Annotated in this window: 18 protein-coding genes; 9 read left to right on the top strand and 9 right to left on the bottom strand. The window is 36.0% G+C overall.

What is annotated here, in order from left to right:
* Positions 1-894: 894 nt before the first annotated feature.
* Positions 895-1,683 (bottom strand): META domain-containing protein, encoded by a 789-nt coding sequence (locus H7254_RS21225; protein WP_301934880.1) that lies wholly within the window; start codon positions 1,681-1,683, stop codon positions 895-897.
* A gap of 17 nt (positions 1,684-1,700) precedes the next feature.
* Positions 1,701-2,213: an META domain-containing protein gene (locus H7254_RS21230; protein ID WP_301934881.1), complete on the bottom strand. Its 513-nt coding sequence runs from the start codon at positions 2,211-2,213 to the stop codon at positions 1,701-1,703.
* A gap of 670 nt (positions 2,214-2,883) precedes the next feature.
* On the opposite strand from H7254_RS21230, the gene H7254_RS21235 reads away from it, so the two are divergent.
* The 3 genes from H7254_RS21235 (at position 2,884) to H7254_RS21595 (ending at position 4,451) form a co-directional block, all read left to right on the top strand.
* Entirely contained in the window at positions 2,884-3,315 is a 432-nt protein-coding gene (locus tag H7254_RS21235; protein WP_301934882.1) for a hypothetical protein, read from the top strand.
* A gap of 256 nt (positions 3,316-3,571) precedes the next feature.
* A complete protein-coding gene (kdsB, locus tag H7254_RS21240) occupies positions 3,572-4,321 on the top strand; it encodes a 3-deoxy-manno-octulosonate cytidylyltransferase (RefSeq protein ID WP_301934883.1) in 750 nt (249 codons plus the stop codon).
* 22 nt (positions 4,322-4,343) lie between these two features.
* A complete protein-coding gene (locus tag H7254_RS21595) occupies positions 4,344-4,451 on the top strand; it encodes a hypothetical protein (RefSeq protein WP_367875472.1) in 108 nt (35 codons plus the stop codon).
* Positions 4,452-4,569: 118 nt separating this feature from the next.
* On the opposite strand, the gene H7254_RS21245 is transcribed toward H7254_RS21595, so the two are convergent.
* Entirely contained in the window at positions 4,570-6,126 is a 1,557-nt protein-coding gene (locus H7254_RS21245) for a GH3 auxin-responsive promoter family protein (protein ID WP_301934884.1), read from the bottom strand.
* Positions 6,127-6,339: 213 nt separating this feature from the next.
* Here H7254_RS21245 and H7254_RS21250 point away from each other — a divergent pair, with 213 nt between their 5' ends.
* The 3 genes from H7254_RS21250 (at position 6,340) to H7254_RS21260 (ending at position 10,279) form a co-directional block, all read left to right on the top strand.
* Entirely contained in the window at positions 6,340-8,502 is a 2,163-nt protein-coding gene (locus H7254_RS21250) for a S46 family peptidase (RefSeq protein WP_301934885.1), read from the top strand.
* A gap of 373 nt (positions 8,503-8,875) precedes the next feature.
* Positions 8,876-9,679: a dienelactone hydrolase family protein gene (locus H7254_RS21255; protein WP_301934886.1), complete on the top strand. Its 804-nt coding sequence runs from the start codon at positions 8,876-8,878 to the stop codon at positions 9,677-9,679.
* A gap of 108 nt (positions 9,680-9,787) precedes the next feature.
* Positions 9,788-10,279 (top strand): GAF domain-containing protein, encoded by a 492-nt coding sequence (locus tag H7254_RS21260; protein WP_301934887.1) that lies wholly within the window; start codon positions 9,788-9,790, stop codon positions 10,277-10,279.
* On the opposite strand, the gene H7254_RS21265 is transcribed toward H7254_RS21260, so the two are convergent.
* Positions 10,276-10,884 (bottom strand): DNA-3-methyladenine glycosylase, encoded by a 609-nt coding sequence (locus tag H7254_RS21265; protein ID WP_301934888.1) that lies wholly within the window; start codon positions 10,882-10,884, stop codon positions 10,276-10,278. The genes H7254_RS21260 and H7254_RS21265 overlap by 4 nt on opposite strands.
* A gap of 333 nt (positions 10,885-11,217) precedes the next feature.
* Here H7254_RS21265 and H7254_RS21270 point away from each other — a divergent pair, with 333 nt between their 5' ends.
* Genes H7254_RS21270 through H7254_RS21280 form a run of 3 tightly spaced genes read left to right on the top strand, consistent with a single transcriptional unit; the run spans position 11,218 to position 13,711 of the window.
* Positions 11,218-11,976 (top strand): ABC transporter permease, encoded by a 759-nt coding sequence (locus tag H7254_RS21270; RefSeq protein ID WP_301934889.1) that lies wholly within the window; start codon positions 11,218-11,220, stop codon positions 11,974-11,976.
* Between the two features lie 6 nt (positions 11,977-11,982).
* Positions 11,983-12,762 (top strand): ABC transporter ATP-binding protein, encoded by a 780-nt coding sequence (locus H7254_RS21275; RefSeq protein WP_301934890.1) that lies wholly within the window; start codon positions 11,983-11,985, stop codon positions 12,760-12,762.
* Positions 12,763-12,781: 19 nt separating this feature from the next.
* Positions 12,782-13,711, top strand: a complete 930-nt coding sequence (locus H7254_RS21280) for an MlaD family protein (RefSeq protein WP_301934891.1) — start codon at positions 12,782-12,784, stop codon at positions 13,709-13,711.
* A 422-nt stretch (positions 13,712-14,133) separates the two neighbouring features.
* Here the strand turns inward: H7254_RS21280 and H7254_RS21285 are convergent, their stop codons facing one another.
* The 5 genes from H7254_RS21285 to H7254_RS21305 all read right to left on the bottom strand — a co-directional run.
* Positions 14,134-15,258 (bottom strand): TlpA disulfide reductase family protein, encoded by a 1,125-nt coding sequence (locus tag H7254_RS21285; protein WP_301934892.1) that lies wholly within the window; start codon positions 15,256-15,258, stop codon positions 14,134-14,136.
* A gap of 9 nt (positions 15,259-15,267) precedes the next feature.
* Positions 15,268-16,713 (bottom strand): Asp-tRNA(Asn)/Glu-tRNA(Gln) amidotransferase subunit GatB, encoded by a 1,446-nt coding sequence (gene gatB / locus H7254_RS21290; protein WP_301934893.1) that lies wholly within the window; start codon positions 16,711-16,713, stop codon positions 15,268-15,270.
* Positions 16,714-16,866: 153 nt separating this feature from the next.
* Positions 16,867-17,964, bottom strand: coding sequence for a PDZ domain-containing protein (locus tag H7254_RS21295; RefSeq protein ID WP_301934894.1), 1,098 nt, complete (start codon positions 17,962-17,964; stop codon positions 16,867-16,869).
* A 265-nt stretch (positions 17,965-18,229) separates the two neighbouring features.
* Positions 18,230-19,114 carry a bestrophin family protein gene (locus H7254_RS21300; RefSeq protein ID WP_301934895.1) on the bottom strand — a complete coding sequence of 295 codons (885 nt, stop codon included), beginning with the start codon at positions 19,112-19,114 and terminating at the stop codon, positions 18,230-18,232.
* A 258-nt stretch (positions 19,115-19,372) separates the two neighbouring features.
* The coding region (locus H7254_RS21305) for an alanine--tRNA ligase-related protein (protein ID WP_301934896.1) at positions 19,373-20,527 on the bottom strand (1,155 nt) is incomplete at its 5' end.

The following is a 20,527-nucleotide window of genomic DNA, read 5'->3' on the forward strand; positions in this document are numbered from 1 at the left end:
GCATCTTTGTTAATTCCATGTGTTTATAAAGTTAAGTTTATTAATGTTCTGTTTATTCTGTTTGCTCCAAAGAATTTGCTCTATAAAAATAGTGTAGCACAAATTTTAACTCTTTAGCAATGTTAGTTTTTGTGTCTGGCTTTGAGCGCCTTGTAAAAATTCAAAAATGTAAAGTGGGTTTGTTAGAATTTTTATTTGTTAGAACATTAGTGGCGTTTTTGCTGGTATGCTATCACTTCGACTCGGTAGGAGAATGTAGCTCGTAAGAAAGTGCAGCATAGTTAATAGCAATTAGATGAAATGCGAATAAGTCCGACAATAAAGGGATAAAAAAATAGATTTGTAATTTTCGAACCAACTTTTTTCTTGTTTTGATACTTTTAATAGCTGTGTTTTGATATTTGTTTTCTTCTCCTCTCAATGCCTTTTGCAAATGGGGTTACCAAGTATACTTATCTATTGTGAAAACGGTAGTACTTGTATCTTTTACGCTTGTTATCTTTTGTAACATTTGAATAGCCATGTTACTTTGCTTCGTAACCTTTACAAGTCATTTTCGGTAACTAGTAAAAATATTTCCCTGCTTTTTTTTATTACATACAAAGAGCTTGATACACTTTGAACTTTTTTTGCTACTTACATTTTGCAAGCCTCCCTGCATTTTTTAAAACACTCCATGTTATGTTTGACACATTCTTGTGCACATGCCTCACACATCTTACGCATCAAGTACAAAGTTTATCCGAAAGTTGGGAATCTCTGGCACAAAGTGTGGCACAAAGTCCACATGTATTTGCACAATAAAGACAATACTTTGCACATCTTTGATAATCTTCCAGTCCTAAAACAGCCGACGTTACATTTCTGAAATTCAATCGGCTACGCAGGTATCAATTAGTCTATTTTTTTGAATTTAATTTTAATTCCTGACGGATTGGATAAAATTAGTCTGTTGTTTTCAATTTGATAAAGGTTTGTACTTTGAAGCGTAGTGATAAATTCGGTTTCTTTATTGGAACTTTCACACTTCATTTTTGTAATTGCCAAATTAATAAATTGAAGTTTTTCCTTTTCAAAAAATAGCGAACCGTTCATTTCATTGCAACCCGCAAAACCCAAAAATGTATTATTATTTGAATTTATTTCTATTAATGGAAGTTTGTTGCTAAAATTTTCTACACTAATTTTTTCCCCATTAAGTTCTTCTAAAATCCAACTATCGTGCAAACGATAATCCGCTACATATTGCCCACAACCGCTCAATTTTTCAAATTCAGAGGCTGCATTTTTTTTATATTCAACAGAAACAGAATAAGGAAAAGTGTTTCCTGACATAGAATTTATACAAATTTGTTGTAAGATTTGAATATTAAGTTGAGCGAATTTTGATTTTAGCCGATACAATTTTACATTAGCATCTAAAGCCAAAATTGGCTCAATGTAAGGAAATACCATAGAGTCGCCTATTGTGTTAAATACAATTTCATAATCCGAAATAGTTAAACCCCAAAAAGGCTCTGTTCCGCTAGATTTGAAATAAAAAGGGTGTGTAGAGTTAGCTACTTTTTCAATGTTATTTGCTATTGGAGTGTTTGATTTTACACCTTTATTTATGGGGAAAGATGTGGTTTTACAACCTAGGACAGTTAAAAAAAGTATTCCCAAGTAAACAATTTTTGTCATTTCGAAAAATTGTAAAATTATTTATTGTTTTTTTTGAATCGCATCATTGGCACTTCGTCAATCATTAAATTGAGTTTACCATCTTTGTCTATAGAATAGTTGTTGATTTTTTTCATCATTTGTAAAAAAACGTTTTCTCCTCCACCTTCGCAAAACATCATTGTTGTTGGCCCGTTTTCTCCGAATGAGATGGATTTACCGGCTAATGTATATGTTGCCATGTATCCGTTACAACTTGAAGTTCCGCTAACTTTATTTGTAGTTGAGTTGAATGTAATTTGAGGTTTTTTAGTCGGATATAAACCCTCAAAAGCAATTCGTGGACCAGATATATACTCCAACTCCCAAATTGTATTTGAAAGATTGTCCGTGACTTTAGCGTTTTTCATGCTTGAACAAGAACTATTAAATAGTGCAATAAAAAAAACGAATAATAAGGTATAGTTTTTCATAATTAAAATGTATTGAAGTTGAAAGTTATTTATATTTTTATTCTCAATGTAAATTAAAATACCCGTTAATGGCAACATACAGCTGTTTACAATCTAAAAATTTATAAACAATTTTAAAAATATTAAAAAATGGATGATGATAAAATTTTTAAAAATGTTCTTTACTAATTGCATACTCAAAATAGAATCTCGGAAACCAAAGCCACTTTTTTACTTTTTAAAATTTTAGATCAGCAATATCCACAAATAATATTTAATATACTCATGGTCCTGAAATTTGTTTACTTTTTTTTGTTTATACATAGTTAGATAAAATAGCTGTCTTTTACATTTTAAGTGTAGTTGTTTACCTTTTTCATCGGCTGTATAGACCTGGTGTTTTAGTTCTGGGAGATTTAAACTCAATAGAAATAAACTGATGCTGTGGAATAATTTTCATTTTGCATGATGGATGTCTTTTACCAGGCAAACTTTTTTATTTTTATTTTTCAGTTTACGCCTCTACTAAATCTCCTCCTTTAACGCAAGTAAACTTATTATGCGCAGCAATGAGGCGTGGGTTTAATGATTGGGTTTCCAGTGTAGGCGGGTTACTAATTTTGCATAATGAAAAGTTGCCGAATTGAAGGTTAGTAACAATAGGTTACAAGAGAGGACTTTTGGGCTTTCCGGCAAACAAATTCAGCAATAATAAGGATTAAAAGTGGCAATAATTTTCTGATAATAAAAGAGTACCTAATTTTATAAAATGGATTTAATTACAGTAAAAACATTCGATAGCTATTTTTTAGCGAATATCATTTTAGGTCGTTTGCAATCGGAAGGTATTGAATGTTATTTAAAGGATGAGGCCACTGTTACAATGGACCCTATATTAACCAATGCAATTGGGGGAATAAAATTGGTAGTAAAAAAGGAAAATGCTGCAGAGGTAACAAGTATTTTAAAACGATATGATGAAGAATATTTAAATGCTGCAACTTGTCCGCAATGTGGAGCTCACCAGTTTAGTTATATTGCCAAACCTGGTATAACCAATTTTTTAACAGCAATTTTTACGACCCTATTTGCCAATTATGCTGTAGCAACAGTTTACGTTTACCAATGCGGGCAATGCGGCTATGAAAGCGAACGCTTACCCGGTTTTGGCAACTTTCAAAATGAGGAAGAGGATATATAATTTTCAACGACTATCCGAAATTAGGTGCAATGAAAACTAGGTTTATTTTAAGATATTAAAAATCAAACCTCATCTCAAATAAGATTGCAGTAGTTTACTTGTTTGCATAATAAATAGTTTATGAATAATGCACCCTTATGAGATTAGCTTGCACGCAAATCAACAAAACCGATCATACCCCAATATAATAAATCCTTGTTTTTTGATACGCCCCCAAAAATATTCCCTGTAACTTTATTGCTTATAATTATTCTACATGACAAAAATTGCTATGATACCAGCCCGGTATGCAGCCTCTCGTTTTCCGGCCAAATTAATGCAATTGCTGGGTAACAAACCAGTTATCCGACATACGTACGACAACACAGTTGCAACAGGGTTATTTGATGAAGTGATTGTAGTAACCGATAGTGAAATTATTTTTAATGAAATTGTACAACACGGTGGTAAAGCCATGATGAGCATAAAACAACATCAAAGTGGCAGCGACAGAATAGCTGAAGCTGTGGCCAATATAAATATAGATATTGTAATCAATGTACAAGGAGATGAACCTTTTGTGCAAAGGGAATCGCTCGAAAAATTATTGCAGGTTTTTGAAGGTAAAGCAGGTGAAACAATACAAGTGGCCTCACTGATGCAGGTGTTAAAAGAAGAGCAGTTTATTAAAGACCCCAACTATGTAAAAGTAGCTGTGGATAAAAATATGAATGCCTTACTTTTTAGCCGTAGTGTAATTCCCTACCATAGAGACCAGCAAGTAACCCCCATTTATTACGAGCACATTGGTGTATATGCCTTTCGCAAACAAGCATTGATGAACTTTACCAATTGGCCAATAACACCCTTGGAAGCTGCAGAAAAAATTGAATGCCTGCGCTATCTCGAAAACGGAGTAACTTTAAAAATGGTTGTTACCCAATACATGGGCGTAGAGATTGATACGCCGGAAGATTTAATAAGGGCGGCTAAGCTATTACCCCCATCACCCGCTATGGAGTTATAAAAAATAGCAACATGTTGCAAACTTGTTTTTCTTTAACGGCAAACTACAATGCCTGATGATATTCGAATTAAAAAAAGGAAGGTTTAAACCTGAGTATGCAGGTAAAATGAATTTTATCTTTCTGCGTTAGATGAGTACATAAAACATCCGCATGAATTGCCTGCCATTGAAATTATCGGCTAAAGAAAAATAATAGAATCGTAGAATTTGGATTAACTTCTTTACTACTTCAGTAATTGAAAATGTCTTTATTGATGCAGGCTTGCATAATCTCCCACCTTACTACTCTTTAAAAATTTCTGCCAGTCTTCCAGCATCTTACCTTTTAATACACGGGGAAACTTATGCTGGCCGCCGATTTTACCTTTTGAATGCATAAAATTCATAAATGTATTTTCTGACAATACGGTTATCAGCACATCCTTTAAGGCATGCTTTCTTTCTACTTCATAATCATCATTCAGCTCTTTTAATTTTTCGTCTATGCGTACCCGTAAGTATTCTTTATCTACAATATCATCTGTAGCAACATACCAGTGATGGGCAAAAAATAATCCGTGCGGCACTCCTGCCACGGTAAATTCAGGAATAGATATATTCAATTCTTCACTCACCATTTCAATAGCCTTGTTCATATTATCAACACTTAAATGCTCGCCTACCAAACTTAAAAAATGTTTGGTTCTGCCGGTAATGATAATTTCACTTCTTTCCTTATCAATTAATTTTACAGTGTCGCCAATAGCGTACCGCCAGGCACCGGCATTGGTACTTATCAATATAGAGTAATCTTTATTTTCTTCAATTTCATGAATCATATACACTTCAGGGTGTTCCACCATATTTCCCTCACTGTCAAAATTATTATCGTCAAAAGGAACAAACTCAAAGAAAATATTATTGTTCAATACCAGGTGCATACCGGTAGAATCCTGACGGTTTTGATAGGCTAAAAAACCTTCGCTGGCCAGGTAGGTTTCAATATAGGTAATGGGCTTGCCCAATAATTTTACAAATCCTTTTTTGTAAGGCTCCATCGCTACACCACCATGCACATAAAAAGCAAGGTTAGGCCATATTTCGTGAATATTATTTAAGTGGTAGCGTTCAATAATTTTCTCCATACACAATTGCAACCAGGCGGGTACGCCTACAATAAAACCAATATCCCAGTTGGGTGCATTGTCAACTATTTCTTCCAATTTTTTTTCCCAGTCTTTTTCTCGGGCAATTTTTTTACCAGGCTTGTACATGCCCAAACCCTGTAACAGAAAAGGAATATTTTTTTGCTGGATACCACTGAGATCGCCTGCATAATAAGTGGCCCCTTTTTGTAATTGTGTGCTGCCGCCTAATAATAACCATCCCTTTCCAATAGCACTTTTTGGTACATCCTGGTATTTTGCAAGGCTGAGCAATTGCTTAAAACTGGTAATGGTATTGCTGCGTATCAGCTCTTTTGTAATAGGGATGTATTTACTGGAAGCTTCGCTTGTTCCGCTGCTGAGGGCAAAGTATTTTATTACACCAGGCCAGCATACATCGGATGTTCCTTCTACGGCTTTATGCCACCATTCATTATATAGCTTACTGTAATTGTATGTGGGCACCAGTTGCTGAAACTTTTTACCGCTGTGCCTGCTCATCAATATTTCATCAAACTTATAGGCCTGACCAAACTGCGTAAACCGGGCTATGCGCAATAACTTTTTCAATACCTTTAATTGCTGCCGTCTTGGATTGCTAATTGGCAGGTTGAGTGCCCTTGCAATACTTTTAGGAAATTTTAAATCAATAATGGCCATAAGTATTTTGATTAAGCATAACAAATTTACTGCTTACAGTTGGCTTATGGATATTATTTTATGAAAGGTTTACAGAGTTATTTTTTGTGTAATTGTATTGCATTTACAAAAAATGTTTGTACTTATAAACGCTATTAACAACAGTTAAATTTTGAGTTGTAGTGATGGATAAATCCGCTATTTGCACTACGTTTGCTATTAAAAAATAAAAGTATGAAAAAAATTTTTGTTTCGTTTTTATTGTCCATCTGTTTACTAAAAGCCAAGGCAGATGAAGGAATGTGGTTGCCTATGTTACTGGGTCAACAGGTGTATAATGATATGGTGAAGAAGGGATTGAAATTAACCAAAGAACAATTGTACTCCATTAATAAATCATCTTTAAAAGACGCCATCCTGATTTTTGGTGGCGGTTGTACCGGCGAAATTGTAAGCGACCAGGGATTGATCTTTACCAATCACCATTGTGGTTACGCTGCTATTGCAGGCGCCAGTACCATAGAGCACAATTACCTGACGGATGGGTTTTACGCCTTTAATAAAGGGCAGGAAATAAAGAGTGAATTAACGGTTCAGTTTTTAGATAGGATTGTTGATGTAACCAAAGATGTGGAAGAGGGTATAAAAGGATTGGCCTGGACAGACAGGGTTGCAAAGATGCCGGAAGTTTATAAAACCATTACAGATAAAGTTCTGGATAAAGACAATGGATTGGCAGGAAGGGTTTATAGTATGTTTAAAGGAAACCAATACATTATGTATGTGTATAAGACATACAGGGATGTACGCCTAGTAGGAGCACCACCGGAAAAGGTGGGCAAATTTGGCGGGGATACCGATAACTGGGAATGGCCCCGACACACCGGCGACTTTTCTATCTTCAGGGTATATGCTACTAAGGATGGCAAGCCGGCAGAGTATAGCAATGAGAACATTCCTTTAAAACCAAAATACTTTTTACCGGTAAGCATTAAAGGAATTAAAGACAATGATTTTGCCATGATTTATGGTTACCCTGGTGGAACCAATCGTTACGAAACCAGTTATGGCATTAAGCTAAAAAATGAAATTGAAAATCCTTCGCTGGTTAATTTACGGGATGTGCGTTTAAAATTAATGCATGAACAAATGATAAAAGACCCGGCCGTAAAACTAAAGCTGGCAAGTAACTATGCCAGTGTTGCCAACTACTGGAAATTTTTTGACGGTGAAACAAAGCAGTTAATAAAATTTCACACATTTGAACAAAAGCAGGCATACGAAAATACTTTTGCAACATGGGCAAAAGGTAAACCGGAATACGAAAATATTTTTAATGACTATGCAAAAAATTATGCAGCCTGGACACTCTACAGTAAACAGCGGCAATATATAAATGAAGGTATTATAGGTTCGCCACTGGCAGCTTTTGGAGCGTCGTTGATTGGGGTAGAAACCAACCTTGTAAAAACAGGGGTTTCATCCGCAGATTTAAAAAAATCGCTTACTGCTGCAGAGGCAATGAGGAAAACTTTTTTAGCGGCAGAAGATAGATCCAGCGATGAAAAGATACTGGCTAAAACGGCTATGCTGTTTTACAATGATATAGATAAAAGCCAGCACCCAATTGGCTTTTACGAAGGGATTAAAGCAACCTATGGAGATTTGAAAGAAGAGCAGACCTTTAAGAAATGGGCCAGGGATGTTTTTACAAAAACTATGTTGCTGGATGATGCAAAATGGACTGCATTTATTGCTAATCCCGATGCCACCGTATTACAGGCTGACCCTGGATTTGCTTATGCAGCGGCTTTTGTAAAAAACTATAATCTTAAATATGCCCCTTTGTATACCGCATTTACCAATAAAAATGCAGAGCTGGGCAAAAGCTATCTCAAAGGCATTATGGAAATGAATCCTAAAGCGGCCAGCAAAATGTATCCTGACGCTAACTTTAGCATGAGGGTAAGTTACGGAAATGTAAAAAGTTATAATCCCAGGGATGCAGTGCATTATGATTATGTAACTACAGGCAAGGGAGTATTGGAAAAGTACATAGCGGGAGACTATGAATTTGATTTACCGGCAAAACAAATTGAGCTGATGAAGAAAAAAGATTTTGGCCAATACATTGATAAGGGAAGAAACGATCTGGTAATTGATTTTATAACAACCAATGATATTACCGGCGGCAACAGTGGCAGCCCTGTAATTGATGGCAGTGGTAATTTGATAGGTCTTGCCTTTGATGGCAACTACGAAGCATTGAGCCATAAGATTGCTTTTGACAAAGATCTTAACAGGACCATTTGTGTAGATGTACGGTATGTGTTGTGGTGTATAGATAAACTGGGGGGTGCCCAAAATATTATCAGCGAATTAAAACTGATTAAATAAATATTGAAAAACCGTAGCCTTAAAAACTACGGTTTTATTTTTGTTGCCTAAATAATTTGGCAGTAATGCTGCTTTAAATAGTTTAACAGCAAAAACTATGATGAAAGAATATTCGCTTTTAATCTTTGATAATCGAACGTTAACCGAATATTTTTTAGTGCATCTTGCAACACATTTATACTATCACCTTTGGTAAATTAATTACCATTGACAGGCGGTTACTTAATAGTTAAAATTGTAAACAATTAAAAGAATAAGAAAGCGTAAGAAAAAATATGCTCAATAATTTTTTGAGCCATACAATTTATTTTGCTATCTAAACAATAAAGGCACGATAAATGTTCCTGTATTAAATAATCTAAAAATGCAAACAATGGAAAAATATTTAAAATCAATTTTTATGTGCCTGTTTATAGGATCAATGCTGGTAAGTGCTGCACAAAAACCAGTGGCTATTAAAGGGGAGGAAATAATATATACTGCTGCAGATGGAACGACCCTGAAAAGTTATGTAGCTTATAATAAAAATGTAAAGGGAAAAAGGCCCGCAATTATTGTAGTTCCTGAATGGTGGGGCAATAATGAGTATGCAAAAATGAGGGCCCGTAAGTTAGCAGAGCTGGGTTACATTGCTATAGCAGTAGATATGTATGGAGATGGAAAAATAGCCGCCAACCCAACTGATGCACTGGCTTTTGCAACGCCATTTTATAAAGATCCGCAACTGGGTAAGGGTAGAATTGAAGCTGCTGTAAATAAGATCAAAGAATATTCACAAACCGATGACACTAAATTAGCAGCTATTGGTTATTGCTTTGGTGGTTCCATGGTGTTGAATGCCGCCAAACTGGGTATGGATTTAAAAGGGGTGGTAAGTTTTCATGGCGGATTGGCTACTGTGCCTGCAACACAGGGATCTACTACTGCAAAAATTTTAGTTTGTAATGGTGCCGCAGATAAATTTATCAGCCCGAATGACATTAAAAACTTCAGAGGTAATCTTGACTCTTTAAAAGTTCCTTACACGTTCATTGATTACCCGGGAGCTCTGCATGCTTTTACAAATCCGGAATCAACTGAGAATGGAAAGAAATTTAATATGCCTATCGCTTATAATGAAGCTGCTGATAAAAAATCGTGGATAGATATGAAAGCATTTTTTAAAACCATATTTTAGAGTTGGTTAAAGGGGCTTTTTACTGCTTCATTTACAAAACACGAATTATACGAATGAATGGAGTTCTTGCAGTTTAATTCGTGTTTTTGTTTTAAATATATTTACACAATGGCAGAAGACTTGCAAATAGCTACCGGTACCAAAACGGAAATGTATGAAACAATTATTCCGCAGATAAAAGCTTTGATTGACGGAGAGCAGGACCTTATTGCCAACCTGGGTAATATTACCGCTGCATTAAAAGAACAGTTTGGATGGTTTTGGGTGGGATTTTATTTGGTTAAATCCTTCGGCTCCGCTAAGGATGAGGAATTGGTACTTGGTCCTTTTCAGGGACCAGTGGCTTGTACACGGATAAAAAAAGGTCGTGGTGTTTGTGGCAGTAGCTGGCAACAGGCGCAAACATTGATAGTGCCTGATGTTGCGAAATTTCCCGGTCATATTGCCTGCAGCAGTTTATCTGTATCTGAAATTGTGGTGCCCATTATCCGTAACAATCAAGTGATCGGCGTGTTGGATGCAGATAGTGAAAAGCCGGATTTATTTGATGAAACAGATAAAAAATACCTGGAACAAATTGTTGCGAAAATATTATTTTAAATCTTTGGTTCGTTGTCTTTCCATCCCCATAAATACTTGCAGGCATAGGTTCTGTAAGGACTCCACTTAACAGAAAGCTGTGCCATCTTTTCTTTCAACTCTTTTTTATTGGTGGTATCTAATCCATATAATTTAGCAATGCTTTGCTGAATGCCAAGGTCATCCAGGGCAAACACATCTTTTCTGCCCAGTGTAAACATTAAGATCATTTCGACCGTCCATTGGCCTACCCCTTTAATTTGCGACAAGTATTTTATCAGATCCTCGTTACCCATTTTATGTAATTTATTATCAGTGATCTTTTCACTTATAAAAAAAGTGCATACATTTTGAACATACAGGGCTTTGGCATTTGATAGACCAATGCTGCGAAGGGTTTCAATGGGTGTGTCAAGGATCTGCTTCGGGGTAGGTTTTTTGTTTTTGTACAAATTTAAAAAGCGGTTATAAATTACAGCCGCCACTTTAGTGTTCAACTGCTGGCTCATAATAGAACTGCATAAATGGAGATAAACATTTTTTCGGCTAACCAATATGTATGGCTCCTGCAGGGCAATTATTTTTTTAAGTTTTTTGTCTTTGCTGAGGTGCGCTATATGTTCCATATTTAAATCTAAGGCAAATTGTAGAAAAGCCAGAATGTTAAATTCTTTACCTGCTATAAATACCAACTTGCGCAACCCGGCAATTGTGAAACCTGACTATGCTACCTTACCCTGATAGCTAAGATCTTCATCTTTTTAAAAACTGCTGATAAATAAAAAATTCGTGGAAATAATTGCTCATACCTCCTCTCTGTGGCAGTTAAACATGGAAAAAACCTAGCAGGATTATAAATCGTACATACAGCGATTTGGAGAGTGATGTAATAAATAAACACTTTAAGAAGGCGGCAAATAAATGAATAACGATTATCTGATCCCATAAAAAGAAAAATTTTGGTTGTTTCCCTAAAAAATATTTTTAACGATGCTGGTAATGTCACGCAGTTTACTGCGAGGTTTTTTAAAGAGGTTTTAAAACCGCCTTATGAAATAAAAGAGTTCATGAGGCAATGCTATGTCATGGGCTATAGATCTTTACCGTTGGTTGGTATCACAGGGTTTATTATGGGATTGGTACTTACACTTCAATCACGACCCACATTGGCTCAGTTCGGTGCTGAATCCTGGCTTCCGGGCATGGTGGCACTCTCATTGATCAGGGAGATCGCCCCAGTAATTACTGCATTGATATGTGCAGGAAAAATTTCATCCGGTATAGGAGCGGAGTTAGGTTCAATGAAAGTTACGGAACAAATTGATGCTATGGAAGTATCTGCCATTGACCCATTTAAATACCTTGTAATTACTAGGATACTTGCCACCACGCTAATGGTACCATTGTTAGTTGTATTTGCTGATGCGGTTGGTGTTTTGGGTGGTTATGCAGGTATCAATATTAATAGTGATGTTAACTTGTTAAGTTATTTTTCAAAAGTGCTTGAATCTTTAGATTTTATTGATATTATACCTGCCACTATTAAAACATTTTTCTTTGGTTTTTTTATAGGTATGATTGGTTGCTATAAGGGATATACCGCTGCCAGTGGAACGGAAAGTGTAGGTAAAGCAGCTAACTCTGCCGTAGTTGCCGCATCTCTCACCATATTTGTTATAGACATGCTGGCCGTTCAATTAACAGATATTTTTTTCTAAAAAACTATGATAGAACAATCAATAAAAATAGAACCAATAATTGCTACAGATAATAAAGGTATTGTGATAGATATACGGGGGCTATATAAATCTTTTGGCGCACACAATGATGTTTTAAAAGGGGTTGATATTACTGTAGATAAAGGTGAGAACCTGGTGATATTGGGTAAGTCGGGGTCGGGCAAGTCGGTAACTATAAAATGCGTGGTAGGGTTGGTAGCAGCAGACAAAGGCGAAATAAAAGTATTCGGTACAGACATCACCGCACTAGATTATAAACAGCTTAATGCTATCAGGATAAGAATTGGGTTTCTTTTTCAAAATGCCGCCTTGTATGATTCGATGACGGTACGGCAGAACCTTGCTTTTCCACTTAAGCGCCATTCAAAAAACCTGTCTTCAAAACAAGAAGAAGAGGCCATTAAGGAGGCATTGGATAATGTAGGTTTGGGGGAAGCCATCGATAAGATGCCCGCTGAATTATCCGGAGGGATGCGCAAAAGAATAGGGCTTGCACGAACACTTATCTTAAAGCCAGAGATCATATTGTATGATGAACCGACCACTGGATTGGATACAATCACTTCCAGGGAGATCAGTGAATTAATATTAGCAATACAGAAAAAAAATAAAACCAGTTCTATCATTATTACCCATGATATGGCTTGTGCAAAACTTACCGCCGACAGGATAGTAATTTTAAAAGATGGTATAATTGAAGCGGAAGGCAGTTACGAAGAGCTGGAAAAAAGTGATAATGATTGGGTACGCTCATTTTTTATATAATTAATAAAAATGCTATCATATGAATAAGGAATCAGGATTTAAATGGAAGTTAGGTATGTTTGTTATTATTGGATTGGTACTGTTTGCAGGTACTATCTTTTTTATTGGAAAACAGAAAAATCTTTTTGGCTCAACTTTTCGTTTACATGCACAGTTTAAAACAGTAAGTGGTTTAAAAGTAGGGAACAATGTTCGTTTTTCAGGTATCAACATTGGTACTGTTGAGGCAATACAATTGATCAATGATACTGCTGTTAAAGTTGACCTGTTAATAAAAAAGGAAATTCAGCAATTTATTAAAACAGATGCTACAGCAGGAATTGGTTCTGATGGTTTAATGGGGGATAAAATACTTACTATTTCACCGGGATCTATAGCATCAAATAGCTCTGTAAAAGACAATGCCCAAATCGGTTCAAAAAAAGCTGTAGAAATGGAAGATGTTATGACCAGTGTAAAAACAAGTGTAGACAATGCGGGAATTATTACTGCCCAGCTTGCACAATTTGCCTATAAAATGAATAACAGCAATGGGGCATTGTCCAAACTGATGACCGATGCAGATTTTTCAAACAGCCTTAAAGGCACCTTAGCCAACCTGGAAACCAGCTCTGGTCAATTTGCCAAATTCACTACAAAAATGAATGACGGAAAAGGGGCTTTGTCAAAAATGGTGAGTGATGAAAAATTTGGCAAAACGCTTGATTCAACGATGGCTAATCTTCAGGCCGGCACAAAAGGATTGAGTGAAAATATGGAAGCCGCAAAACATAATTTTTTATTAAAAGGATTTTTCAAGAAAAAGCAGCGGGAAGAGGCTAAAAAAGCAGCGGCGTTAAAAAAGCAGGAACAACAAAAAAAGAAAGCTGATCTGCTAAATGAAGATGATGGGAAAAAAGATGGAGAAAAGAATCCTGGAAATGCAAAGGATAGCACAAAAAATAGATAATGATAAATGTAAAAACTATTAACAAGTAGCAATTTTAAATTCCCAATCAATTAACTATAGCCTTTTAAACGAAAAAATATTTTCATCTTCATTTTTTCGTCCTGCAATATCATCAGTTAAAATTTCGGCAGCAATTAAACTAAAAGTGATACCATTGCCACCAGAGCCCAACGCAAATAAATATCAGGTGTAAGTAAAATTTGTTTAAACAATTAAAGGTAAAGAACGGACAACCTCTTATGAAAAATGCTTTTAAATAATATAGAACACCTAAACTTAAAGGTTCATAAATATTGGGAAGGAAACTCCCGGTTATAATTTTTATTTCAATGCCGTTAAGTTAAGGATATATCTTTTTGTTTTACCTCACCTTAATCCTCTCCAAAGGAGAGGAAAGGACCTTAACTAAACGACATTGATTTCTATTTTAAAATTTCATGTAATTTATTTTCCAATGCAGCCCCCCTTAAATTCATGGCAACAATTTTTCCAGCAGTGTCAACAAGTACATTATAGGGGATACCTTCAAAACCATATAATCCAACGGCGGCACTGCTCCAGTATTTCAGATCACTTATATGGTACCAGGTTAAACTGTCCGACTTAATAGCATTCAACCATTCTTTTTTATCCTTATCCAATGATACACCCAGTACGGTAAAATTTTTATCTTTAAAAGTATGATACGCTTTTACCACATTAGGGTTTTCACCACGGCAGGGTCCACACCAGCTTGCCCAAAAATCTACCAGTACATATTTGCCCCGTAACATACTTAGCGCAAAAGGTTTGCCGCTTGTATCCGGCATATTTACATCAGGAGCCATGCCGCCTTCGTGTGGCTTGGCTTTATACTGGGAAATCATCTGGCTGTACTGTGTTACCAAACTATTTAATGCCATGTGCTTCGGAAAACGTTTTGGTAAACCGGCAATAGTTTTTTCCAATTTTTCAGGTTCAACACTTCTTGAGTACCCTATTGCAAACAAGGCTACTACCGCATCGCTGGTAGTATCAACATATTGAACAATGTAGTTTTTATAAGCCGCTTCTTTATCATCAAATTCTTTTTTTGTTACCGCTAATGCACTGTCTGTTTTACCTGTAGCAGACATTTGCTCTTGCACCGCAGATTTACTTTCAAGGTCAGCTCTTTGCGTTTGAATACTTGTAATGAATTTTTTTAAAGAAGCGTTGGCTGCCGAATTAAGCGTTGCTCCGCCAATAGTAAGGTTGTTGTAATCGGCAGTAAATACGAGATCACTTTTATCATTAATGAATACAAAAAAAGCACTGTCTTTTTCCATCCGTAAACGATACAGTCCTTCTTCTGGCGCTAAAGCGGTAACAATAAATTGCCCGTTTTTTATTTCACCGGTATCCAATACTTCCGGATCTTTTTCGCTAAAAAATAATTCTTCCAGGTATATTTTTTGGTTAGGTGCATTTTTAATTTGCCCGGTCACTGTAAATTTTCCTGCTTCCTTTTTATTATTACAGGATAATAAAATTGCAGCACACGCAGCAATCGTAAATATTCTTTTCATACCCATATTTTAATTTAATTTTTCTGCCAATAATTTATTAACCAGGTTCATGTCTGCTTTTCCCTTGCTTATTTTTTTTACCTCACCCACAAATAAACCTATCAGGCCTTTTTTGCCGCTTTTATATTCCTTAATTTTATCTGGCATTTTGGCCATCACTTCATTTACCCATGCTTCAACAGAGCCGCTGTCGCTTTCCTGCAACAGATTTAATTCGGTAGCAATTTGTAAAGGTTGTTTTGAAGGTTCAGTTAGCAAAGCAGTAAAAATTTTTGAAGAGGCAATACTAAAATTTACTTTGCCATCATCAACCAATTGAATCAATGCGCTTATCTTTTGTGGTGTTAGCGGGAAAGAATACATGTCTACATCTTTTTCGTTCAGATAAGATTTTACTGGCCCCATTAACCAGTTTACGGCTGCTTTGTAATTGTTAGTATGCTGTATGATTGCTTCAAAAAAATCGACCAATGCTTTATCGCTACAAATAACCTGTGCATCATAATCGGGTAAAAGAAATTCAGTTTTGTATTTTTTCTCCAGTTCTTCCGGCAGGGCAGGCAGCGATTCTTTTACTTGTTGCAAAAATTCGTTGGTAATATTAAAAGGCGTAAGATCCGGGTCTGCAAAATAACGGTAATCATCTGCTTCTTCTTTACTGCGTAATGAAAAAGTAATATTGTTATCTGCATCGTAACTTCTTGTTTGTTGTAAAACCTTTTCGCCTTTTTCCACAATATCAATCAACCGTTCAACTTCCACATCAATAGCCCTTTTTACATTGCGAATGCTGTTAAGGTTTTTTACTTCTACCCTTGTACCCAGTTTGGTTTCTCCTTTTAAACGGATAGAAATATTAGCATCACAACGCATACTGCCTTCTTCCATATTGCCATCACAAATATTTAACCAGCGTACAAGCCTGCGTAATTCTGTTACATAAGCAAAAGCTTCTTCACTACTGTGCATGTCTGGTTCACTCACAATTTCGAGCAAGGGTACACCAGCACGGTTCAAATCTATTGCAGTGTACAGCTCATCTACATCATGCAAACTTTTGCCGGCATCTTCTTCCATATGTATCCTGTTCAACCGGATATGTCTTTCTATTTCTCCTGTCTTAATTCTTACTCTTCCATTTTTACAAATCGGTGTAGTATGCTGGCTAACCTGGTAGCCTTTTGGCAAATCAGGATAAAAATAATTTTTACGGGCAAAATAGTTTTGTTGTTCAATATCGCAGTGCAAGGCAAGTCCCAATGTTACAGCATATTTAATAGCTTCCTTATTCATTTTTGGCAAGGTGCCGGGATGTCCCAAAGTGATGGGGCTAATGTTGGTATTAGGATCCGCACCAAAAGCAGCACTGTCGCCACAAAATAATTTGCTTTTAGTAAGCAACTGGGCATGTACTTCCAAGCCAATCACTACCTGATATTTATCATTTTTTATCACAAATGCAAATGTACAAAGAAGTTAGTCCCTATCAACTCCTATACATAAAATGGATAAATTTTTTAGTTCTCTTTTAAGGGATTAGATGTAAACAAAAAACCATCCGCCAACAATTTAAGTGTGTCGACGAATGGATTTTTGAAGGACGGCTCTTTATAAATTGGCTGTTTTGAGTTTTTTTGGAATTTTTACATCAAAATTCATCTCCGTTCCGTTTCTTTTTGCTTTAATGGTATAGGCTGATTTATCTGCAACTTGCTGTAGTTGCTCTCTTGCATCATCAGTATTGCTTATTTTTTCACCATTTATTTCTGTGATGATATCATCTTTTTTTAGTCCTGCTTTTTCTGCAGCAGAAGCATCTTCCACATCAATTACTTTTACACTGCCGCCTTCTTCGGTATCCTGAATTTTTAAACCTAATTTTTTTTGGCGGGGAAATGCGTCCGTAAGCATGTCTTCATTTCCATCAAAATTGAAAGTTCCATTTATATCCATATCTGCCAAAGGGGGGGGCGGGGGCATTGGGGCACGGGGTGCTTTAAAAGAACGCACCATTGTATTGGGATGTTTAAATTTAAAACGTATATCCCTGCTTTCTTTTCTTTCACCCAATATTGCTTTTACTTCTTTCTTTTTACCATCTCTTTTGTAGTATACATTTATTTCTTCTTTTGGTTTTTTACCTGATATGATATTGGCCAACACTTCTCCATCAGTTACCTTTTCATCGCCAATTTTTGTAATGATATCCTCTTTTTTTAAACCGGCCTTTTCTGCAGCACTACCTTTTGATACGTCTACAATTTTAGCACCGTCGGTTGTTTTTTCTGTTGTTACTCCCAAAAAAGGACGTGAAGAAGTTTCCCTGGATAATCTGTCTAAAATCTCGTTATTGGGTTCCATCATATCTCTCATTCCTTCTAACTCTTCTAATCCTTCAAAATTAAAATTCATATTTCCATCTCCATCATGAAAAATCATTTTTCTTTTGTTGATGGTAATCCCATCATCTTTAAATTCTATCAATGGCTTTCCATTAATTAAAACCTTATCGCCATTGATTTCAACACTTAGTTTTATTTCTTTATCCCCTCTACTTTTAATGATGATTTCCTGTTGTTCTTTTTTTTCCGGCTTTTCCGGCTTCTCTTTTTTCTCCATCTTTTCCATCTTTTCCGGCTGGGCAACAGCAGTAAAGCAAATGCTCATGTAACTTAGTGTGAGTGCGGTAAAAATTATCTTTTTCATTTTAATTATTTTATGTACGAAATGTTTAGTAGATCAAATATAGAAAGAAATATTTAATTACGAAAACTTTCGCAGGTTATTTTTTTGCTTTAACAAAATTTTTTAATTGCCGGTTTTTTAATTACTGGCTGTTGAATTATTAACGGCCTGTTTCAAAACATTAACGCTAGGTGTTCAATTGCAGAAAGTGTTCCACAATGCTTTTTTTGTATAAGAGGGCGATGCAACGATGATGCCTGGGGCTATGTATTTGCCGGGACAAAAATTAAATTAACTCCGACACATGTTTGTGTATGTTCATTGCGATTTTATCTGTCGGCAGATCATTTTCATCATTGCCAAAAGGGTCTTCAATTTCTTCTGCAATTAGCTCAAGACTAGCAAGTACATAAAAAATAAAAGCCACCACGGGTATTACATAATAGTGTAGGCTAAGTACATAACCAAAAGGCAGGGTCATTACATAGAAAAAAATGAATTTTTTGATGAACACGCTGTAGGAAAAAGGAATGGGTGTATTTTTTATTCTTTCGCATGCACCGCAGATATCTGTGAAAGATTGCAGCTCTGCATTTAAAATAATAAGCTGATCGCCGTTAATTTTTTGTTCCTTATACAATTGCTGAATGTGTTTAAACATAAGTAAAGCCACCTGGTTAGGAATATGTTTTTCGGTATCAATATGTTTAAAAATGGGATGTCTGGCATCTTCCTCAAACAGTTCTATCCTGGTTTTTTCTGCCTTAAGATGGTTGCGTAAAGCATAGGCATAAGCAGGAATTATTTTGCGGAAAAAGCTGCGATGCTCTTTATCATCTTCCGGCAATATTACCGATAGCTTTATGGCTAAGTTGCGGCTGTTATTTACCAGGCTCCCCCAAAGTTTACGGCCCTCCCACCAGCGGTCGTAGGCGGTATTGGTTCTAAAAACCAGTAGCATGGAAATAGCAAAACCAAGCAGGCTGTGCATTAGCGGTATATTTTTTACATAGCTGTTGGGAGTGAGTTTAAAATATTCAATTTCTAAAAATGCAATTATGCCGGAGTAAATACAAATACCTGTAATGAGTGGAAATAATTTTCGGAAAGTATCTGCTTTATGAAAACGAAAAATAAAAGTGAACCACTCTTTTGGGTTGTAGCTGATCATGAAATTTTATTTTACTTAAAGGTATGGAAAAGGGCAAAACGGCAGACAAAATTGTGTAGAACGAAATGCTATTTCAGCTGGAGGTCGTCGTACTATAAAATTTTTTTTTGAAAAAATTACACTTCAATGTTGGTTCCTAAACATATTATACCACAAAAGGGTCGCTATTGGCTGATATATCAAAAGTGTATCAACATCGTAAACTGACTCAGTGTTAAACAAGGCGTTTGTAATATGATCTGCATACGACTGTCTTATTTAAAGTAGGCCTTTTACATTTTCGATGATTTCTTTAAAATTGCTTACATCTTGGCCCCCTGCAGTACCCAGGTTTTTTTGGCCGCCGCCGCCGCCTTTTATAAGGCCGGCAACCTGCTCTTTAATGATCTTTGCAGCATCTAAATTTTTTGCTGCCACAACTGTATCGGAAATGCCAATGGCAACAAAAGCTTTACCATCAATATTGCTGCAAAGCACTACCAGGTGATCGTGTAAATGATTTTTAAGATCGGTACATAATTTTTTAAGAGCATCGGCATTGCTTACTTCTAAAATAGCACCAACAAAAGTTACGTTGTTGATAATCTCATCTTTTTGTAACAATTCATTGCGGATACCAACGAGTTGCCTTGCTTGCAAACCTTCAACCCGTTTGGACAAAGCATTATTTTCTGCCAATAAATTTTCGATGGACTTATTGATGTCCTTACTATTTTTTAACAAACTGCGGATCTCACTTAAGGCAACAAATTGTTCGTTGATATAAGCTTCTGCTGCCTGTCCGCAAACAGCTTCAATTCTTCTAACACCTGCAGCAACAGCACTTTCGTGTTGAATTTTAAAGATGCCCAGTTCGCCTGTGCTGCCCACATGTGTACCACCACAAAGTTCAAGGCTATAGTTAGGATCCATAATTACTACTCTTACAATATCACCATATTTTTCTCCAAACAAAGCCATTGCACCTAATACCACAGCTTCATCTTTATGCATTGATTTTATTACTACCGGTATATTTTCTCTTATTTTTTCATTCACCAGTTTTTCTACCGCTGCAATTTCCTCATTGGTTACTTTGGCAAAATGGCTAAAATCAAAACGCAGATAATCTGCTTCTACAAGGCTTCCTTTTTGTGCTACATGTTTGCCTAATACATTTCGTAATGCAGCATGCATTAAATGCGTTACACTATGATTTACCGAAATAGATTGTCTTCTTGCAACATTTACTTTTGCTGTAACGGTTGTGTTGATCGTTGCAGGAAGTGTATCGGTAAAATGAATGATGAGGTCGTTTTCTTTTTTGGTATTTGTTACTTCAACAATCTCTTCACCAAATTGTAAAGTACCGGTATCGCCAACCTGTCCGCCGCTTTCGGCATAGAAAGGAGTGGTGTCTAAAATAAGTTGGTA

Origin of the sequence: Ferruginibacter sp., assembly GCF_014377975.1 — a bacterium.
Classification (GTDB): Bacteria; Bacteroidota; Bacteroidia; order Chitinophagales; family Chitinophagaceae; genus Ferruginibacter.